The organism is Actinosynnema sp. NPDC050801 (assembly GCF_040673975.1).
In the GTDB taxonomy this organism is placed as follows: domain Bacteria; phylum Actinomycetota; class Actinomycetes; order Mycobacteriales; family Pseudonocardiaceae; genus Actinosynnema.
On record NZ_JBFAQZ010000029.1, the window covers coordinates 48,114 to 65,867 of the forward strand.

The 17,754-nt window shown below is 73.5% G+C and carries 20 protein-coding genes; 8 read left to right on the forward strand and 12 right to left on the reverse strand.

What is annotated here, in order from left to right; genetic code table 11:
- Window positions 1-18: 18 nt before the first annotated feature.
- The 3 genes from AB0K14_RS36645 to AB0K14_RS36655 all read right to left on the reverse strand — a co-directional run bounded on the left by AB0K14_RS36645 (window position 19) and on the right by AB0K14_RS36655 (window position 2,334).
- Window positions 19-693: a DUF6766 family protein gene (locus AB0K14_RS36645; RefSeq protein WP_360466623.1), complete on the reverse strand. Its 675-nt coding sequence runs from the start codon at window positions 691-693 to the stop codon at window positions 19-21.
- 82 nt (window positions 694-775) lie between these two features.
- On the reverse strand, window positions 776-1,144 hold the full coding sequence (locus AB0K14_RS36650; RefSeq protein ID WP_360466620.1) for a hypothetical protein: 369 nt from the start codon (window positions 1,142-1,144) through the stop codon (window positions 776-778).
- A 17-nt stretch (window positions 1,145-1,161) separates the two neighbouring features.
- Window positions 1,162-2,334: a zinc-dependent alcohol dehydrogenase gene (locus tag AB0K14_RS36655; RefSeq protein ID WP_360466617.1), complete on the reverse strand. Its 1,173-nt coding sequence runs from the start codon at window positions 2,332-2,334 to the stop codon at window positions 1,162-1,164.
- A 337-nt stretch (window positions 2,335-2,671) separates the two neighbouring features.
- Between AB0K14_RS36655 and AB0K14_RS36660 the strand changes: the two genes are divergently transcribed.
- The gene (locus AB0K14_RS36660; protein WP_360466794.1) at window positions 2,672-3,493 is read left to right on the forward strand and encodes an SDR family oxidoreductase; all 822 of its coding nucleotides are present in this window, start codon (window positions 2,672-2,674) and stop codon (window positions 3,491-3,493) included.
- Complete coding sequence (locus AB0K14_RS36665; protein WP_364340127.1) at window positions 3,494-3,793, forward strand: hypothetical protein; 300 nt, start codon at window positions 3,494-3,496, stop codon at window positions 3,791-3,793. It begins immediately after the preceding gene.
- 11 nt (window positions 3,794-3,804) lie between these two features.
- Here AB0K14_RS36665 and AB0K14_RS36670 read toward each other — a convergent pair whose 3' ends face one another.
- Complete coding sequence (locus tag AB0K14_RS36670) at window positions 3,805-4,278, reverse strand: anthrone oxygenase family protein (RefSeq protein ID WP_360466788.1); 474 nt, start codon at window positions 4,276-4,278, stop codon at window positions 3,805-3,807.
- Between the two features lie 145 nt (window positions 4,279-4,423).
- On the opposite strand from AB0K14_RS36670, the gene AB0K14_RS36675 reads away from it, so the two are divergent.
- The 3 genes from AB0K14_RS36675 (at window position 4,424) to AB0K14_RS36685 (ending at window position 7,004) form a co-directional block, all read left to right on the forward strand.
- Window positions 4,424-4,897, forward strand: coding sequence for a hypothetical protein (locus AB0K14_RS36675; protein ID WP_360466791.1), 474 nt, complete (start codon window positions 4,424-4,426; stop codon window positions 4,895-4,897).
- A gap of 89 nt (window positions 4,898-4,986) precedes the next feature.
- Complete coding sequence (locus AB0K14_RS36680) at window positions 4,987-5,658, forward strand: response regulator transcription factor (RefSeq protein WP_364340131.1); 672 nt, start codon at window positions 4,987-4,989, stop codon at window positions 5,656-5,658.
- Complete coding sequence (locus AB0K14_RS36685) at window positions 5,655-7,004, forward strand: HAMP domain-containing sensor histidine kinase (protein WP_360464422.1); 1,350 nt, start codon at window positions 5,655-5,657, stop codon at window positions 7,002-7,004. The genes AB0K14_RS36680 and AB0K14_RS36685 overlap by 4 nt, the downstream gene beginning before the upstream one ends.
- Window positions 7,005-7,048: 44 nt before the next feature.
- Here the strand turns inward: AB0K14_RS36685 and AB0K14_RS36690 are convergent, their stop codons facing one another.
- A complete protein-coding gene (locus tag AB0K14_RS36690; RefSeq protein ID WP_360464425.1) occupies window positions 7,049-7,444 on the reverse strand; it encodes a ChaB family protein in 396 nt (131 codons plus the stop codon).
- Between the two features lie 61 nt (window positions 7,445-7,505).
- On the opposite strand from AB0K14_RS36690, the gene AB0K14_RS36695 reads away from it, so the two are divergent.
- Window positions 7,506-8,906 (forward strand): aldehyde dehydrogenase family protein, encoded by a 1,401-nt coding sequence (locus AB0K14_RS36695; protein WP_360464428.1) that lies wholly within the window; start codon window positions 7,506-7,508, stop codon window positions 8,904-8,906.
- Here AB0K14_RS36695 and AB0K14_RS36700 read toward each other — a convergent pair.
- Together AB0K14_RS36700 and AB0K14_RS36705 are read right to left on the reverse strand one after the other, a co-directional pair.
- A complete protein-coding gene (locus AB0K14_RS36700) occupies window positions 8,864-9,466 on the reverse strand; it encodes a response regulator transcription factor (RefSeq protein WP_360464431.1) in 603 nt (200 codons plus the stop codon). The two genes, AB0K14_RS36695 and AB0K14_RS36700, sit on opposite strands and share 43 nt — an antisense overlap.
- Window positions 9,463-10,608, reverse strand: a complete 1,146-nt coding sequence (locus tag AB0K14_RS36705) for a histidine kinase (RefSeq protein WP_360464434.1) — start codon at window positions 10,606-10,608, stop codon at window positions 9,463-9,465. Before AB0K14_RS36705 ends, AB0K14_RS36700 begins: the two co-directional genes overlap by 4 nt.
- A 108-nt stretch (window positions 10,609-10,716) precedes the next feature.
- Between AB0K14_RS36705 and AB0K14_RS36710 the strand changes: the two genes are divergently transcribed.
- Together AB0K14_RS36710 and AB0K14_RS36715 are read left to right on the forward strand one after the other, a co-directional pair.
- Entirely contained in the window at window positions 10,717-11,631 is a 915-nt protein-coding gene (locus AB0K14_RS36710; protein WP_360464436.1) for an ABC transporter ATP-binding protein, read from the forward strand.
- Window positions 11,628-12,332, forward strand: a complete 705-nt coding sequence (locus tag AB0K14_RS36715; protein ID WP_360464439.1) for an ABC transporter permease — start codon at window positions 11,628-11,630, stop codon at window positions 12,330-12,332. The genes AB0K14_RS36710 and AB0K14_RS36715 overlap by 4 nt, the downstream gene beginning before the upstream one ends.
- A gap of 3 nt (window positions 12,333-12,335) precedes the next feature.
- Here AB0K14_RS36715 and AB0K14_RS36720 read toward each other — a convergent pair whose 3' ends face one another.
- From AB0K14_RS36720 to AB0K14_RS36740, 5 genes are all read right to left on the reverse strand, one after another.
- Window positions 12,336-12,824 (reverse strand): VOC family protein, encoded by a 489-nt coding sequence (locus AB0K14_RS36720; RefSeq protein WP_360464441.1) that lies wholly within the window; start codon window positions 12,822-12,824, stop codon window positions 12,336-12,338.
- A gap of 71 nt (window positions 12,825-12,895) precedes the next feature.
- Entirely contained in the window at window positions 12,896-14,179 is a 1,284-nt protein-coding gene (locus AB0K14_RS36725) for a UDP-glucose/GDP-mannose dehydrogenase family protein (protein ID WP_360464444.1), read from the reverse strand.
- A complete protein-coding gene (locus AB0K14_RS36730; RefSeq protein WP_360464497.1) occupies window positions 14,137-15,021 on the reverse strand; it encodes a glycosyltransferase family 9 protein in 885 nt (294 codons plus the stop codon). The genes AB0K14_RS36725 and AB0K14_RS36730 overlap by 43 nt, the downstream gene beginning before the upstream one ends.
- 2 nt (window positions 15,022-15,023) lie before the next feature.
- Window positions 15,024-16,073, reverse strand: coding sequence for a glycosyltransferase (locus tag AB0K14_RS36735; RefSeq protein ID WP_360464447.1), 1,050 nt, complete (start codon window positions 16,071-16,073; stop codon window positions 15,024-15,026).
- A complete protein-coding gene (locus tag AB0K14_RS36740) occupies window positions 16,070-17,704 on the reverse strand; it encodes a carbamoyltransferase C-terminal domain-containing protein (RefSeq protein ID WP_360464450.1) in 1,635 nt (544 codons plus the stop codon). Before AB0K14_RS36740 ends, AB0K14_RS36735 begins: the two co-directional genes overlap by 4 nt.
- Window positions 17,705-17,754 lie beyond the last annotated feature (50 nt).

Here is a 17,754-nt window from a genome sequence, read left to right on the forward strand (position 1 = left end):
GGACCAGCCGGACTCGGGTCAGCCGGACTCGTCGGTCGAGTCGTGCGGGGTGCCCACCGGCTTGGACTGCGACGAGCCCCGCTGGCGCAGGTACACGCTCAACACCACCATCGAACCGATGGCCAGGAACTCCGACTGCCAGTTCTGCAGCGACCGGTTCCAGAAGTCGGCCGAGAGCACGTAGTCCCACCAGCTCACCGGGTCCTGGAAGGTGTTCAACTGGTCGTTGTTGTACGTGCTGCGGCCGGCGATCGACTGGGTCAGCCACGAGCCGAGGAACAACCCGAGCATCACCAGCCCGAGCGAGTTCGAGTACAGCGCCGTGCGCCAACCGCCGGCCTTCGCCCACGGCGGCGACTGCTCCTTCGCGTGCGCACCGAGCAGCTGGTCCCGGTCCGACTCGGAGCCGATCCGGTCCGGGGTCTTGGACTCCGTCGACCCCTTCTGCACCAGCCAAACCGTGGCGAAGATGAACAGGAAGAACTGGAGGTACTCCGACTGCCAGTTCTCGGCCACGTCCACCGCGAAGTCCGACGACGTCACGTGCTGCCAGAAGCCGATCGGGTCGCCGCCGTCGGCGAGCCGCCGGTTGTTGAGGTCGGCGTTGCCCGCGAAGGCCTGGCCCACCAGCGTGGCCAGGAACAGCAGGCCGAACGCGAGCCCCAACCCGTTGTCCCGCAGGAACCTCTTCACAGCCCCACCAGCCCGATGACGCTGAAGAAGACCAGCAGCCCCACCACGCCCACCAGGTAGGCGTAGAACATCCCGCGTTGCGTCACGGCCCACCCACCTCGCACGCGTAGGGCCGATCACCCCGGGCCGTGCAGCCGGCAGCGGCCACCCGCCACCCCGAGGACAGCTCCCGCAGGAACAGCACGTCCTCGGAGGTGCGCACCTGGGCCGCGTCGCCCCAGACCTCGACCGACTCGACGGACCCGCCGGGCAGGTCGAGCGACGAGCACTCCACGTCCTCGCGCGCGCGTTCGGTCAGCAGCTCGCACGCCCGGTCGCCCGCACCCGAGCCGACCGCCGCGGTGAACTCCTCCGCCGTGCGCGTGACCAGGTCACCGGAGCCGGAACCACACCCGCCGAGCGCCAACACCGCCGGCAACACCGCGGCCGTCAACCACCGGAAGCGGATCATGGCTGGACCCTAACCGCTCACGGGCGCAGCAGCACCTTGACCGCGTTGTCCTGCTTGCGCTGGAAGATCTCGTACGCGTGCGGTGCCTGGTCAAGGGGCATGTGGTGGGTGGCGAACGAGTCCACGCCGAGCGGGTCGTCGTCGGTCAGCAGCGGCAGGATCTCGGGCACCCAGCGCCACACGTTGGCCTGGCCCATGCGCAGCTGGACCTGCTTGTCGAACAAGGTCAGCATCGGCATCGGGTCGGCCATGCCGCCGTACACACCGGACACCGAGATGGTGCCACCGCGCCGCACGATGTCGATCGCCAGCCGCAGGGCGTGCAGCCGGTCCACGCCCGCGGTCTGCATGAACCGGGCCGCGATGGCGTCCGGCAGCAGACCGACGGCCTGGTGGGCGAGCTTCGCGACCGGCGCGCCGTGCGCCTCCATGCCGACTGCGTCGATCACGGCCTCCGGTCCGCGCCCACCGGTGAGCTCGCGGATGTGGTCGACCAGGTGGCTGTCCCGCACGTTCAGCACGGTCACGCCGTGGCCGCGGGCCCGCGCCATGCGCTCGGGCACCAGGTCGACCCCGATGACCGTCTCGACGCCTCGGTGCTGCGCGATGCGGGTCGCCATGTCGCCGATCGGGCCGAGCCCGAGCACGACCAGGCTGTCCCGCGTGCCCGCGTACTCCACCGCCTGCCACGCCGTGGGCAGCACGTCGGACAGGTACACGAACCGGTCGTCCGGCGGCCCGTCCGGCACCTTGATCGGCATCGTGTTGCCGAACGGCACCCGCAGGTACTCCGCCTGCCCGCCGGGCACCTGCCCGTACAGCTTGGTGTAGCCGAACAGCGCCGCGCCCGATCCGTGCTCGCGCACCTGGGTCGTCTCGCACTGCGACTGCAGGCCGCGCTCGCACATGAAGCACGTGCCGCAGGAGACGTTGAACGGCACCACGACCCGGTCACCCGGCTTGACCTCGGTGACCTCGGCGCCGACCTCCTCGACCACGCCCATCGGCTCGTGCCCGAGGATGTCGCCCTCGTCGATGAACGGCCCCATCACCTCGTACAGGTGCAGGTCGGAGCCGCACAGGCCGGTGGACGTGATGCGGACGACGATGTCGGTCGGCTCCTTGAGGATCGGGTCCGGCACGGTGTCCACGCGCACGTCCCGCTTGCCGTGCCAGGTGACGGCCTTCATCCCGTTCTCCTGTGTTTGATTGCCCCTGCTTCGCAGATGGCGGCTCGGTCGCCGGGAAGTCGACCGTTCCCGCCTGATTTCCCGACGATCGAAGAGCGTGATCGCCGGGAAATGAGGCGCGAACGGTCGACGCGACCTCGCGTGGTGGCTGGTGGTCGCGGGTCGGGTTCCCGGCGGAGTGGGTGGCAAACCCGGTGGGGTCGGTGGCGAACCGGAGGAGTCGGTGGCAGACCCGGTCGGGTAGGTGGCAGACCCGGTGGAGTCGGTGGCGGACGCGGTGGAGTCAGAGGCGACCCGGCGGAGTGTGTGGCGAACGTGTGCGGGTAGCCACAGGGGCATGAATGCACCATTGCCGCAGGAGCGGGTAGGGGCGCCGGTGCGCGCCGTGGTGACCGGGTCGGATTCCGGCATCGGCAGGGCGGTGGCGGTTGCCCTGGCGGGTGGTGGGGTGGATGTCGGGATCACGTTCCACTCCGATGCCGACGGGGCGGAGGAGACCGCCCGGGAGGTCCGCGGCCAGGGTGTCCAGGCGGCCGTGCGGCGGCTGGACCTGACCGACCTGCCCACGGCGGCCGCCGTGGTCGACGAGCTGGCCGACGAGCTGGGCGGCATCGACGTGCTGGTGAACTGCGCGGGCACCGGCACCGCGCAGAAGGCCATGGACATGGACTTCGACACCTGGCGCGGTGTGCTGTCGGTCGACCTCGACGGCGCGTTCCTGTGCTCGCAGCGCGCCGCCAAGCACATGATCGAGGCGGGGCGCGGCGGTCGGATCATCAACATCACGTCGGTGCACGAGCACCAGCCGCGGGTGGGCGCGGCGCCGTACTGCGCGGCCAAGGCCGGGTTGGGTGCGTTGACGAAGGTGTTGGCGCTGGAGCTGGCCGAGCACGCGATCACGGTCAACTCGGTCGCGCCGGGCGAGATCTCCACCCCGATGACGGGCCAGGAGGACGTCGACCCGCGCACGGAACCGCGGCCCGGCGTGCCGCTGGGACGTCCCGGCCACGCGAGCGAGGTCGCCGCGGTGGTGGCGTTCCTGGCCACCCCGGCGGCCGGGTACGTGACCGGCGCGTCGTTCGTCGTGGACGGTGGCATGACGTTGATGGGCCCGCAGGCGAGCCAGCTGCTCACCGACCGGAAGTGGCTGGAGACCTAGGTGGACCGGCGCTGGGTGGACCGGCGCTGGGTGGACCGGCGCTGGGTGGACCGGCGCTGGGTGGACCGGCGCTGGGTGGACCGGCGCTGGGTGGGCCGGCGCTGGGTGGGCCGGCGCTGGGTGGGCCGGCGCTGGGTGGGCCGGCGCTGGGTGGGCCGGCGCTGGGTGGGCCGGCGCTGGGTGGACCGGCGCTGGGTGGGCCGGCGCTGGGTGGACCGGCGCTGGGTGGACCGGCGCTGGGTGGACCGGCGCTGGGTGGGCCGGCGCTGGGTGGACCGGCGCTGGGTGGGCCGGCCCTAAGCGGACCGGCGTTAGGTGGATCGGCTTTGCGTGGACCGGGTGGCCCGTCGCGTCGCGGCCGCGGTCACCGCGAGTGCCACCAGCCGGAGCAGGTTGCCGCGGTGCCAGGTGCGCATCAGCCGTCGCCGCTCGTCGTCGCCCAAGGGCTCGTCGTCGCGCAACAACCGCAGGTTCACCGCCTTGACCAGGTAACCCGTGAGGCCCGCGGCGACCAGCGTGCCCACCGCCGACGTGGCGACCGCACGACGGTCACCGCCGTTGCGCCAGCTCTCGACCAGCGTCACGCCGGTGGCGACCACGGTCACGGGCGCCGCCGGCGCGTAGTAGCGCAACGGGCTGCCCGGACCGAGCAGCCGAGGTTCGCGGTGCGGTCGGGCGTCCGCGAGGAGCCCGGGCACGTCCACCACGGCCTCGTAGAGGTTGCCGGAGAACCAGTGAGCGTGGCCGAGTCGGGCCAGCGCGGCCCACGGCAACCGGAGTCCCATGTGTCGATCTTAGGGATCCCGGGACGTGCGCCGGCGGTTTCCTGAGGTGATTCCAAGGTTCGCTGAAAGTTGCCCTGAACCGGGCTTGGTCTGCTGGTCCCAGCGCGCCGGACCGACCGGCGCACCGGACTGAACGAGGATGCCCATGCGGATCCGGACCAGGCTCATCGCCGCTGTCGTGGCGGCGGGAACGCTGACGGCGCTGACGGCGAGCACGTCGCCCGCGCTGGCGAACCCGACCATGTCGGTGGCCGAGGACAAGGCGAACAACGAGAAGCCCGCCGAGGTGCGGCCGGACGCGGGGAAGCCCGGCAACGGGGAGCCCGCCAAGGTGCGGCCGGACGCGGGGAAGCCCGGCCAGGAGAAGCCGGGCAAGGGGGAGGGGGTGCCCGAGGAGGCGGTCGAGCTGTTGGCGGCCCGGCTCGGCATCACCGTCGACCGCTCCCGGCAGGTGTTCCGCGACCTGGGGAAGGTCAAGGCACGGGGTGAGGACATCGTGCGGGACCGCGCGTTCGTCGCCATCGCCGAAGGACTCGGCCTGACGCCCGAACGGCTCCTGGACGTCCTGCGCGAGGTCAAGCGGACCCTCGCCGAGCAGCAGCCCAAGCCCACGAAGTGACAGGTTCTCCCGAGCGGCCCGGACCGGGTGTCACCCGGTCCGGGCCGCGGCCCGCGAGTGGACCGGACGCCGTCACCCATACTGGTGGCGTGCGGGTCCTGGTGGTCGACGACGACGAAGCTGTCCGCCTCTCCCTGGCCCACGCGCTGCGCCGGGACGGCTACCAGGTCTCGGTCGCCGCGGACGGCCCGCAGGCCCTCGACGAGCTCGGCCGGGTCCGGCCCGAGGTGATCGTGCTCGACGTGCTGCTGCCCGAGCCGAACGGCCTGGAGATCTGCCGCAGGCTGCGCCGCCGGGGCGACCGCACGCCGATCCTCATGCTGACCGCGCGCGACCTGGTGGAGGACCGCGTCGCCGGGCTCGACGCGGGTGCCGACGACTACCTGGTCAAGCCGTTCGCGCTGGACGAGCTGCGCGCCCGGCTGCGTGCCCTGCTGCGGCGCACCGGTGTGGACAACGAGGTGTTGCGGTTCGCCGACGTGGAGATGGACACGACCACCTACCGCGTGCACCGGGGTGGGCGGGCGATCGAGCTCACCCGCACCGAGCACGCGCTGCTGGAGCTGTTCCTGCGCAACCCGGACCGCGTGCTGAGCCGCGTGCTGATCTTCGAGTCGGTCTGGGGCTACGACTTCGGGCCCGCGTCCAACGCGCTGTGGGTCTACATCAGCTACCTGCGCGGGAAGCTGGAGGCGGCCGGTGAACCGCGGCTGATCCAGACCGTGCGCGGACTGGGGTACGTGTTGCGGGAGCGGCCATGACGCTGCGCACCAGGGTGGGGCTCGCGGGCGGCGCGGTGGTGCTGGTGGCCCTGGCCATCGCCTCGGTGGTGGTCTACTCGTCCGTGCGGCCGGACCTTCACCGGCAGCTGGACGACTCGCTGCTGAAGGCCGTCGAGAACAGCCCGACCGTCGCGACCCAGCTCAAGCAGAAGGTCGAGGCCTCCGGGCAGGCCACGCTCGCCGACACCCCGGTCGACCTGGGCAGCACGCTGGTCCAGTTCATCCCCGCGCCGGTGCGCCCCGGTCGGAACCGGGCCTTCATCGACGTGACCAAGCGGGACGCGAACGTCGCCACGGGGCAGGAACCGGCCTACTTCCAGGACGTCACCCATGACGGCGTCGCCTACCGGGTCTACACCGCGTCGATGCCGGGGGCGCGCGGCGGCGGCGCCACGCTGGTCCGGGCCGCCCGGCCGCTGGCCGACGCGGCCGGCCTGCTGACCGGGCTGGCGGCGCTGCTGGCCGCCCTCACCGTGGTCGGCGGGCTGGTGGCCGCGCTGGCCGCCCGGCTGGTCGCGCGCCGGGTGCTGCGGCCGGTGCGCGTGCTGACCGACGCCGTCGAGCACGTGACCGCCACGAAGGACCTGAGCGCGCGCGTCGACCTGACCGGACGCGACGAGATCGGCCGCCTGGGCCGGTCGTTCGCCGCCATGATGACCGCGCTGGACGCCTCCGTGCACGCCCAGCGCCGGCTGGTCGCCGACGCGTCGCACGAGCTGCGCACCCCGCTGACCAGCCTGACCACGAACCTCGAACTGCTCGCCGAGGACGACGGCCTGCGCGACCCGGAGGCGCCGGCGCTGGTGCGCGCGGCGATCGGGCAGGCGGGCGAGCTGCGGTCGCTGGTCAACGACCTGATCGACCTCGCCCGGTACGGCGAGGGCACCGCGCGGGCCGAGGACACCCGGCTGGACCTGGTCGCCGAACGGGTGGTCGCCAAGGCCGCCGCGCGGGCCACCGCGCCGCGGTTCGAGTCGGCGTTGTCACCCTGCCTGGTGCACGTCGACCCGGACGCCATCGAGCGGGCCGTCGCCAACCTGGTGGACAACGCGGTGAAGTGGAGCCCACCGGGCGGCCGGGTGCTGGTCGTCGTGGCCGACGGGGAGCTGTCGATCACCGACGAGGGCCCCGGTATCCCGCCGGCCGACGTGCCCTTCGTGTTCGACCGCTTCTACCGGTCGGCGCAGGCGCGGTCGATGCCCGGCTCTGGGCTCGGCCTGGCCATCGTGCGCCGGGTGGTGGAGACGTACGGCGGCGAGGTGGCCGCCGAACCCCTCGCCCGCGGCGTCCGGTTGCGGTTGCGGCTGCCGGTGGCCAGGGACTGACCGCGCGGTCGCCGCCGGGGGACCGCGCGGTCAGGGCCGTGCCGCTAGGACCGGGCCTTGGCGGTCTTGCGGTTGTTCGCCTTGTCGATCGCCTGCACCAGTTCCTGCTTGGTCATGGTCGACCGACCGGGCACGTCCAGCCTCTTGGCCAGGTCGTAGAGGTGCTGCTTGCTCGCGTTGGCGTCCACGCCGCCCGCCGTCTTGCCGCGCTTGGGCGTGCTGCGCGCGGCCTGCTTGTCGGACGGGCCCTTCTGCTGCTTGGGCTCCCAGTGGTCGCCGACCTTCTCGAACGAGTGCTTCAACGCGCTGTACGCGGTCCGGTGCGAGCGCTCACCCTCGCCGTAGGTCTTCACGGCCGAGTCGTGCGCCTCGATCCACGTCCGCTGCGCCTTCTTGGACGAGCGCGCGATCGTGCTGGGCAACTCCTCGCGTCCGGGCATGGTCGTCCTCCTCGGGGCTTCGCCTCGGGTTTCACCTCGGCGACCGGGGTACCCGTTGCCCATGACGGACATGCGTGTCGAAGCACTCGACGTCCACAGCCCGGTGGACGGTCAACTGATCGGCTGGCTGCCCACCGCCACGGACGAGGACGTGGCCGGCGCGGTGCTCACCGCGCGTGAGGCGCAGCCCGGTTGGGCGACGACACCCGCCGCCGAACGGGGAGCCGCGCTCAAGGCCGCGGCCGAGGCGATCCGCGCGCACGCGACGGACCTGGCGACCGTGCTGCACTCGGAGACCGGCCGACCGCTCGCATCCGCGCGGGACGGTGTGCTGGCCGGTGCGTCCACCTTGGACCAGTACGCCGAGCTGGGCCCGGTCCACCGCGGCCGGTCGCTGCTCGGTTCGCACGACGCGGCCGACTTCATGGTCCCCGAACCGCGCGGCGTGGTCGTCGCGCTGACACCGTGGAACGACCCGGTCGCGGTGTCCTGCGGACTGCTCGGCGCGGCCCTGGTGACCGGCAACGCGGTCGTGCACAAGCCGAGCGAACGCTGCCCGCACACCGGTGTGCTGCTCGCGCAGCTCATGGTCGACCACTTCCCGCCGGGCGTGGTGCAGAGCCTCACCGGCGACGGCTCGGTCGGCGCGGCCCTGGCCGCCTCGCCGCACGTGGACCTCGTCGCGCACGTCGGCGGCACGGCGACCGGCCGTGCGATCGCCGCCACGTGCGCCGCGACCGGCGCGAAGGCACTGCTGGAGAACGGCGGCAACGACCCGCTGGTGGTCGACGCGGACGTGGACCCGGTGTGGGCGGCCGAGCAGGCGGCGATCGGCGCGTTCACCAACGCGGGCCAGCTGTGCACCTCGGTCGAGCGGATCTTCGTGCACCGGGCCGTCGCGGAGGAGTTCCTGGCGGCGCTGTGCGAACAGGCACGTCGGTGGAACGCCGACCCGCAGCCGCTGGTGGACGTGCGGATGCGGGAACACGTGCACGCGCACGTCGCCGAGGCGGTGGCGGACGGCGCGCAGCCGTTGGTCGGCGGCGTGGTCCCCGACCGCGAGGGCGCGTACTACCCGGCGACCGTGCTGGACCACTGCACGCCGGACATGCGCGTGATGCGGGAGGAGACGTTCGGCCCGGTCGCACCCGTGCGCGTGGTGCCGTCGTTCGAAGAAGGCTTGGCCGAGGCGTGCGTGGACGAGCACGGCCTGGCCGCGACCGTGCTCACCGGGTCGATGGCGCACGCGCAGCTCGCGTGGCGGGCGCTGCCGGTCGGCACGGTGAAGGTCAACGCCGTGTTCGGCGGCGCGCCGGGCGGCGCCGCCCAACCGCGCCGGATGTCCGGCACCGGGTTCGGCTACGGGCCGGAGCTGCTGGACGAGATGACGACCGTGAAGGTCGTGCACCTCGGTCAGGCTCAGATCCAGCCCTCCTCCCAGGCCAGCCGGGCGGCCTCGTAGCGGGTGTTCACGCCCAGCTTCGTCATCGCCGACGACAGGTAGTTGCGCACGGTGCCCGCGGCCAGGTGGGCCTCGCCTGCGATCGTGGCCACCGTGCCGCCCTGCAACGCGTGCCGCAGCACGTCCAGCTCGCGCGTGGTCAACGGGCACGCGCCCTCGGTGAGCGCGGCGGCGGCGATCTCGGAGTCGACGTAACGCCTGCCCGCGTGCACGTCGCGCAGGATCGAGGCGAGCTGCGCGGCAGGCGTGGTCTTCGGCACGAACCCGCGCACGCCCGCGGTCAACGCCCGCCGCAGCACGCCGGGCCGCGCGTGCCGGGTCACGATGACCACCGCGACGTCGGCCAACCCGCGCACCGCCTCGGCCGCGAGCACGCCGTCGCGCCGGGGCATCTCCAGGTCGAACACGGCGATGTCCGGCCGGTGCGCCCGGACCGCGGCGACCGCCGCGTCGCCGTCGCTGGCCTGCGCCACGACCGAGATGTCGTCCTCCAGCTCCAGCAACGCCGCCAGCGCACCCCGGATGAGGTCCTCGTCGTCGGCCAGCACCACGCGGATCACCGGCCCACCCCCGCCCGGCCGACCAGCTCGAACCCCTCCGGGGTCGTCGTGCCCGCCTCGATCCGGCCGCCGACCGCGGCGAACCGCTCGCGCAACCCGGCCAGCCCCGCGCCGGACCCGCCCAGGTCGTCGGCGACCGCGAAGTCGGCCGGCACGCCGTCGTTGCGCAGCCGCACGCACACCTGGCCGTCGACCACGTCGATCAGCACGTCGCAGCGCCTCGCCCGGCTGTGCCGCAGCACGTTCGTCGTGCCCTCCCGCACCAGCGCCCCGAACAGCGGCTGCAACGGCGGCGGCACGCCCGCCGCGTCACCCCCGACCGTTGTCTCGATGCCCGCCGCCCGCAGCACGCCCACCGCGTTCGTGATCTCCGTGCCCAGGCTCGCCCGCCGGTAGCCCTGCACCACCTCGCGGGTCTCCTTCAACGCCGTCCGCGCCAGCTCCGCCACCTCGCCCGCGTGCTGCCTGGCCGACTCGTCGTCCCGGCCGATCAGCCGCTGCGCCAGCTCGCCCTTCAACGCGATCGCCTGGAGGTGGTGACCCTGGATGTCGTGCAGGTCGGCGGCGAACCGCAACCGCTCCTCGGCCACGGCCAGCGCCTCGGCGGTCTTGCGGCCCTGCTCCTGCTTGACCGCCAGGTCCCAGATCCACAGCTGGGCCAGGTCGGCGAACACCAGCGCGACGACCATCACCCCGGCCATGACCATCGCCGCGTCGGCGTCGTCGCCGCCGAACAGCCCGCCCACCGCGACCGGGAGCACCGCCATCCCGGCCACCACCGGCCAGCGGCGGCGCGACGGCAGGATCGCGCCGACGTGCGCGACCACCAGGGCGGGCAGCATGGCCCAGGCGGGCATGAAGCCGCCGGCGCCGCTGGTCGCCGCCCAGGCCGCGAGCGCCACCGCGAACGTCGCCGCGTGCTCCCACGGCGAGCCGTCGCCGCGACCCAACCCGACCATGGCCTGTCGCACGTACCGGGCGTGCTGCACGATCACCACGGCCACGGCCGAGGCCAGCAGCAGCGACCGCGGCACGCCCTGGCCGTGCACGAACAGGTCGGTCACCGTGCCGAGGCCGACCGCCACGCCACCGGCCACGACCGTCCACCACGTGTAGCGGCGGAGCCTGTTCAGGGGAGTCACAGGGGCAATGTACGAGTCGGATCGCACGCGTGTCTGCTGACATCTGTCACAGGGACCGGTGCGCGACGGCACTGGGTGGGGCGCGCGCCGACGACCAGCATTGCCGCCATGGAAGAAACGGTGATCGACGTGGCGGACCTGAGGTGCCGCTACGGAGACTTCGAAGCCGTGCGAGGGGTGGACTTCGAGGTCCGGCGGGGGGAGTTGTTCGCGCTGCTGGGCACCAACGGCGCCGGCAAGACCACGACGATGGAGACGTTGGAGGGTCTTCGCGCGCCGTTCGGCGGCACCGTGCGGGTGCTGGGGCTGGACCCGTTCCGCGAACGGGCGGCACTGCGCTCGCGCACCGGGATCATGCTGCAGGACAGCGGGTTCCCGGCCGACCTGACCGCGCGCGAGATGGTGGCGCTGTGGGGCGTCACGAGCGGTCGGCGCGCCACCGAGGACGTGCTGGAGCGGCTGGACCTGGCGCACCGCCGCGACGTGCGGATCAAGCAGCTGTCGGGCGGTGAGCGGCGGCGGCTCGACCTCGCGCTGGCCGTGCTCGGCCGGCCGGAGCTGCTGTTCCTGGACGAGCCCACGACCGGGTTGGACCCGGAGTCGCGGCAGCGGACGTGGCAGGTCGTGCGCGGGTTGCTGGCCGAGGGCACGACCGTCGTGCTGACCACGCACTACCTGGAGGAGGCCGAGTCGCTGGCGCACCGGTTGGCGATCCTGCACGAGGGGTTGGTGGCGGTGTCCGGCGCGCTGGTGGACGTGCTCGCCGCCCAGCCGTCGCGGATCTCGTTCGACCTGCCGGACCGGCTCGACGTCGACGCGTTGCCGATGTTGTCCGGCGACGTGGTGCACCGGCCGTCCGGCCGGGTCGAGGTGCGCACCGGCGAGCTCCAGGACGACATGGCGGTGCTGCTGGCGTGGGCGGGGCGGGAGGGCCTTCGGCTGGGCCGGATCCGCGCGCACCACGCGTCGCTGGAGGACGTGTTCCACAGTGCCCGGACGGGCAAGGAGGTGGTGGCCGCGTGATCGCCGCACTGGGCGTGGCCGAGCTGAAGCTCCTGCTGCGCAACCGGACCGCCGCGGCGCTGGCCGTGCTGATGCCGTTGGCGGCCGGGATCTTCTTCGCGCTGCGGATGGACGGTGAGCAGGGCGGCTGGACCATGGTCGTGACGCTCCAGCTGCTGTTCTCGTTCGGGTTCACCGTGTACGTGACCGTGACGACCGCGTTGACCGCCCGCAGGCAGGACCTGTACCTGAAGCGCCTGCGGACGGGTGCGGCGTCGGACCTGGTGGTGCTGACCGGCATCCTGCTGCCGGTGGTGCTGCTGGGTCTGGCCCAGGCGGTCGTGCTGCTGGGCATCAGCGTGGCGGCGGGCGCCCCGATGCCGTCGCGGCCGGAGCTGCTGCTCGTGGCGATGGTCGGCGGCGTGGCGCTCGGCTGCGCGGCGGGCGTGGGCACCAGCGGTGTCACCGGCACCGCGGAGCTCGCCCAGATCACCACCGCGCCGTTCTTCTTCGCCCTGATCGTCGGTGGCCTGTTCGGGACGAACGGCGGGGTGGAGGCGCCGGTGTTCCTCGTGCCCGGCACCGGCCTCGGCACGCTCATCGGCGCGGCGTGGGGCGGCCCGACCGACCAGGTCGGCCTGGCCGCCCTGTCCGTGGCGGGCTGGACGGCCGTGGCCACCGCCCTGTCCGTGCGCTTCTTCCGCTGGGACCCGCGCGGGTAGCGGTCAGCCGGCCGGGGTGAGGTCCGCCGGGGTGAGGTCAGCGCCCTGGACGTACGCCATCGCCGCCACGAACGCGGGGTCGGCCATCCGGGCGGCCAGCTCGTCCGGGGTCGGCTCCGCGACCCGCTGGTGCACCCACCACAGGTTGCCGAACGGGTCGCGCAGCCGGCTGACGCGGTCGCCCCAGAACAGCTCGGTCGGCTCGGTGACCACGACCGAGCCGCGGGCGACGGCCCGCTCCAGCACCTCGGCGTCGTCGGCGACGTAGAGGCGCAGGAACGAGGGGGTGGCGGGCCACCCCGGCACGTCGAACATCATCACCACCGAGTCGCCCACGCGGACCTCGGCGTGGCCGATCACCCCGTCCACCTCCACGCGGCCCAGTTCGACGGCGTCCAGGACCTCGACCGTGAAGTCGATCAGTTCGGCGGTCCGGCCGGCGGTGATGATCCACGGCGTGACGGTGTGGTAGCCGTCGGGCACAACGTTCACGGTTCGTCTCCTCGTCTTCGGTGCTACCGACGACGTTAGGGACGATGTAGGTCTGACGCGGTCCTACATGACTACCGGCTCGGCGTGGGGCGGCCCAGCGACACCAGGTGGAACCCGGCCTCGGCCACCTTCTCGACCGGCAGCAGGTTGCGGGTGTCCACGATGACCGGACTGGTCATGGCGGCGGCCAGGTTCGGCCAGTCCAGCTCGGCGAACTCGGGCCACTCGGTCAGCACCACCAGGCCGTCCGCGCCCTCCGCCACCGCCTCGGCCGAGCCGAGCACCCGCACCGGCCCGCAGTCGGCGCTCACGCACGGGTCGTAGCCGGTCAGCCACGCGCCCTCGGCCGCCAGCAGCGAGGCCACCGCCAGTGCGGGGGAGTCGCGCAGGTCGTCGGTGCCCGCCTTGAACGTCAGCCCGAGCAGCCCGAGCCGCACGCCGGCCAACCCGCCGCCCACGGCCTCGCGCACCAGCCCGACCACCCGGTGCGCCTGGTGGCCGTTGGTGCCGATGGTCGCGCGCAGCAACGGGAAGTCGACCCGCGCGTCCTCCGCCGTGGACAGCAGCGCCCTGGTGTCCTTGGGGAAGCACGAACCACCCCAGCCCGGACCCGGCTCCAGGAACGACCCCCCGATCCGGTCGTCCAGCCGCATCCCCTCGGTCACGTCGCCGATGTCCGCGCCGACTCGCTCGCACAGTTCGGCCAGGCTGTTGACGTAGGACAGCTTCATCGCCAGGAAGCAGTTGCTGGCGTACTTCACCAGCTCCGCGCTCGCACTGCCGGTGACCAGCGCGGGCGCACCCGTCCCCTGGTAGAGCGCGACCACCCGGCGGGCGGCCTCCTCGGTCTCCGACCCGACCACGACCCGTTGGGGCCGCAGGAAGTCGTCCACGGCGTGGCCCTCGCGGAGGAACTCCGGGTTGGACACGACCTGGACGTCCGACCGCCCCACCAGCTCCGCCACCCGCTCCGCGGTGCCCGCGGGCACGGTCGACTTGATCACCAGCACGCAGCCCGCCCGCACGGCGTCCCGCGCCTCGCGCAACACCGCGTGGACCGCGGAGAGGTCCGCCGCCCCGTCCTCGCCGGTGGGCGTCGGCACGCACAGGAACACGAAGTCCACATCGGACAGCGCCTCCGCGTTGCCGAGCACGAACCGCAGCCGCTCGGCGTGCAACCCCTCCGCGACCAACTCGGCCAACCCGGGCTCGTGCGCGCCGATCTCGGCCCGGCGCAGCGCCGCGACCTTCGCCTCGTCCACGTCCGCGCACACCGCCGCGTGCCCGAGCCGGGCGAAGCAGGCCGCCGTGGTCAACCCGACATAGCCCGCGCCGATGACGCCGATCCTGGCCACGGTCCACCTCCCAGTAGCGATCGAGCGGCGTCCAGCACCTCGCCCGCGGTGATGTCGAGCAGCCCCGGGTCGGGCCGGTCGGCGAACGTGTCGCCGGTCGCCCCGTGCCACAGCACCCGGTGCGGTCCCGACCTCGGCCCCCACTCGGCGGGGGACACGGGGCCGAACAACACCACGGACGGCGTGCGGTAGGCGGTGGCGACATGGGCCACGCCGGTGTCACCGCAGATGACGAGTCGTGCGCCGGCCACCAGGTCCAGCAAGCCGGCCAGGTCACCCACCCTCGTGCGTCCCGGCGCCACCTCGCGCACCAAGGACTCCTCGGCGGCGCTGCCGGTCACCACCACGTCCGGACCCAACGCCCGGGCCACCGCCGCGAACCGGTCGGCGGGCCACCGACGTGCGCCGTGGCTCGCACCGGGGTGCACCACGATGGCGCCGTTGCGCGGCAGCGGCGGCAGGTGCAGGTCGCACGGGTCGCAGGCGATGCCGAACTGCGCCAGCAGCCGACACCACCTCAGCACCTCGTGCTGGTGCGCGGGCCACGGCACGTGCACGCCGTGCGTGATGAGCCGGGCGGGGTGGGTGGCGCGCAGCAGCTCGGTGCTCTGCGGACCCCGTCCGTGCAGGTTGACGGCGAGGTCCGGCGAGTCGTAGTCGAGGGGCACGAGACCCTCGGTGGGCAGCAGCCGGTCGACCGCGTCGATCCGGGCCACCGCGTCGGCCAGCCAGCCGGGCGCGGCCAGGGTGATCTCGGCGTCCGGGTGGGAGCGGCGCAACCCGCGCAGCGCGGGCACGGCCGTCAGCAGGTCGCCGAGACCGAGGGCGCGCAGCACGAGGATCCTCACCGCCGTGCCACCCCACCGGCACGGGGGCCGGCCTGCGTGCGCAGCCAGCCCGGGGTGTCGGCGGCCGGCGCGACCCGGCGGCCACGCCGTCCCGCGACGGGCACGGCCCGGTGGCGCAGTTCGCCGCGCAACCGGTGCGCGCAGGCGGCAGGCGGGATGGCGATGCTGGTGACCACCATCTTCGCCACCTCGTCGCGGGTGCGCGGTCCGGGCACGATGCGCTGCCCGGCGAACCACCCGGTCAGCCCGGCCCACGCGCCACCGAACGCGAACGCCGCCCGCCGCCACCCGAGCAGTCCACACAGGACGGACAGGATGCCGGACGCCGTGGTGGCCACGTGCCAGGGCAGCCGTCCGGGCGCGCCACCGATCCGATCACGCCAGTCGGGACCGAGCAGCCGCCGCACCAGCGCGTCGTCGGCGTTGCCGCGCTGCTGCTTCAGGCTGGCGAAGAACCCCGCCTCGCGCACCGGGTGCGTGGTCACGCGGTCGCCGTCGACGATCCGGTACCCGTGCCCCAGCACGCGCAACGCCAACTCGGCGTCCTCGCGGTAGGCGCGCGGGAACCGTTCGTCGAACCCGCCCGCGTGCACCAGCGCGGCCCGTCGGTAAGCCATGTCCGCGGTGATCCACCGCGCGTCGGCCAGGCCCGCCGTGCCGCGCTCCCAGTCGGTCGGCCTGCGGTCACCGGGCAGCGGCACCACGATCCGCGCCTGCGACGCGCCCACGTCCAGCCCCAGCTCGTCCAGGTCCCGGGCCAGCCGGGCCTTCCAGTCGTGCGGCGGCACCACGTCGTCGTCCAGGAACGCGACCCACTCGCAGCACGCGGCACGCCACCCGGCGTTGCGCGCGGCGGCGGGGCCGCGACCACCGGTGCGCAGTACGCGCGCCGAGTGCGTCGGCGGCAGCGGGCCGGGATCGGGCCGGTCGTCCACCACGATGATCTCGCGCGGCGGCGGGCCGTGGCCGTGCTCCAGCGCGTCGAGCACGACGCGCAGGCTGTCCCGGCCGACGGTGGGGATGACCACCGCGTAGTCGACGCTCATGGCTGCCGCGCGGTCCGGGGCCGCCGCACCACGAACCGGCCGATGGCCAACAGGTCGACCGGCGCCGAGCCGAAGCACTCCAGGGCGTCACGCGGGTCGTCCACCATCGGCCGCCCGGCCGTGTTCAGGCTCGTGTTCACCACGACGGGCACACCGGTGCGGCGGTCGAACTCGCGGATCACCCGCGCCATCAGCGGTTCCGACTCCGGGTCCACGGTCTGCACGCGAGCGGTGCCGTCCACGTGCACGACCGCGGGGATCCGGTCACGCCACTCGGGCCGCACGTCGTGCACGAACAGCATGTACGGGCTGGGCAGCGGCCCGCGTTCGAACAGCTCGGCCGCGCGGTCGGCCAGCACCATCGGCGCGATCGGCCGGAACTGCTCACGCCCCTTCACCTCGTTGAGCCGGGCCAGGTTCTCCGCCCGCCCGGGGTGCGCGAGCAGCGACCGGCGGCCCAACGCCCGCGGCCCGTACTCGCTGCGACCCTGGAACCAGGCCACCACCTGGTCGTCGGCCAACGCCTCGGCCACCGCGACGGCCACGTCGTCCGGCTCCTCGTACGCGACCTTGGCGTTGCGCAGGTAGTCCTCGACCTCCGCGTCGGTCCACGACCGGCCCAGGTCCGCGCCCGGCATCGCGGCGGCGGGCTCTCCCGCGTCGGCCACCACCTGCAACGCCGCACCGAGCGCGGTGCCCGCGTCACCTGCCGCCGGCTGCACCCACACCTCGTCGAACGGCCCCTCGGCGAAGATCCGCGTGTTCGCCACGCAGTTGAGCGCCACGCCGCCCGCCATGGTCAGCCGCTTCTGCCCGGTCCGCTCGTGCAGCCACCGGACCAGGTCCAGCAGCACCTCCTCCACCCGGACCTGCACGCTGGCCGCCAGCTCCGCGTGCTCGCGGGTCACCTCGTCGTCCGGGCCGCGGCGCTTGGCCAGCGTCGCCCAGTCCAGCGGCGTGATGTGGAACCCGCCGTCCTCGGTCGCGCGGACGTGCTCGCGCAGCAGGTCGAGGTGCTTGGGCTCGGCGTAGGAGGCCAGCGCCATCACCTTGTACTCGTCGCTGGAGCGCAGGAAGCCGAGGTGCTCGGTCAGGTCCTCGTAGAACAGGCCCAGGGAGTGCGGCAGGTGCTGCGCGGCCAGCGTCTCCAGCCGGTGGCCGCGGTAGCTGCCCGCGAGGTGCGTCCGGCACTCGCCGCGACCGTCGTTGACCAGCACCGCGCAGTCACCGCCGAACGGCGCGGCCAGGCCCGTGGACGCGGCGTGCGCGACGTGGTGCGGCACGAACCGCACGATCGCCGGGTCCAACCCGGGCAGCGCGGTGGCCAGGAAGTAGGGCGCGCGGCGGGCGTACTCGGTGCGCAGGTCCTCCCACGGCACGTCGCTGGGCTCGACCAGGTCCGGGTCGTAGGAGTAGGCGACCGCGTCGAGGTCGGCCGGGGTGAGGCCGGCGTGCTCCAGGCACCAGCGGGCGGCCTGTTCGGGCTGTTCCCACGCGGAGAACGGCACCGGCCGCTTGCCGTGCTTGCGCCGGGAGAACCGTTCCTCCTCCGCGGCGGCCACCACCTCGCCGTCCACCACGAGGGCGGCGGCGGGGTCGTGGAAGATCGCGTTGACACCGAGCACGCGCACGGCTCTCCCCTTTCGCTCCTGCTCCTGTGTGGACTGACGTCCGCGGCCTT

Excerpts from the sequence above, each read along its gene's own strand:
- AB0K14_RS36685 (WP_360464422.1), top strand. The coding sequence starts at position 5,655 with ATGACGCTGCGCACCAGGGTGGGGCTCGCGGGCGGCGCGGTGGTGCTG.
- AB0K14_RS36660 (WP_360466794.1), top strand. The coding sequence starts at position 2,672 with ATGAATGCACCATTGCCGCAGGAGCGGGTAGGGGCGCCGGTGCGCGCC.
- AB0K14_RS36695 (WP_360464428.1), top strand. The coding sequence starts at position 7,506 with ATGACGGACATGCGTGTCGAAGCACTCGACGTCCACAGCCCGGTGGAC.
- AB0K14_RS36655 (WP_360466617.1), bottom strand. The coding sequence starts at position 2,334 with ATGAAGGCCGTCACCTGGCACGGCAAGCGGGACGTGCGCGTGGACACC.
- AB0K14_RS36675 (WP_360466791.1), top strand. The coding sequence starts at position 4,424 with ATGCGGATCCGGACCAGGCTCATCGCCGCTGTCGTGGCGGCGGGAACG.
- AB0K14_RS36670 (WP_360466788.1), bottom strand. The coding sequence starts at position 4,278 with ATGGGACTCCGGTTGCCGTGGGCCGCGCTGGCCCGACTCGGCCACGCT.
- AB0K14_RS36710 (WP_360464436.1), top strand. The coding sequence starts at position 10,717 with ATGGAAGAAACGGTGATCGACGTGGCGGACCTGAGGTGCCGCTACGGA.
- AB0K14_RS36650 (WP_360466620.1), bottom strand. The coding sequence starts at position 1,144 with ATGATCCGCTTCCGGTGGTTGACGGCCGCGGTGTTGCCGGCGGTGTTG.
- AB0K14_RS36735 (WP_360464447.1), bottom strand. The coding sequence starts at position 16,073 with ATGAGCGTCGACTACGCGGTGGTCATCCCCACCGTCGGCCGGGACAGC.
- AB0K14_RS36690 (WP_360464425.1), bottom strand. The coding sequence starts at position 7,444 with ATGCCCGGACGCGAGGAGTTGCCCAGCACGATCGCGCGCTCGTCCAAG.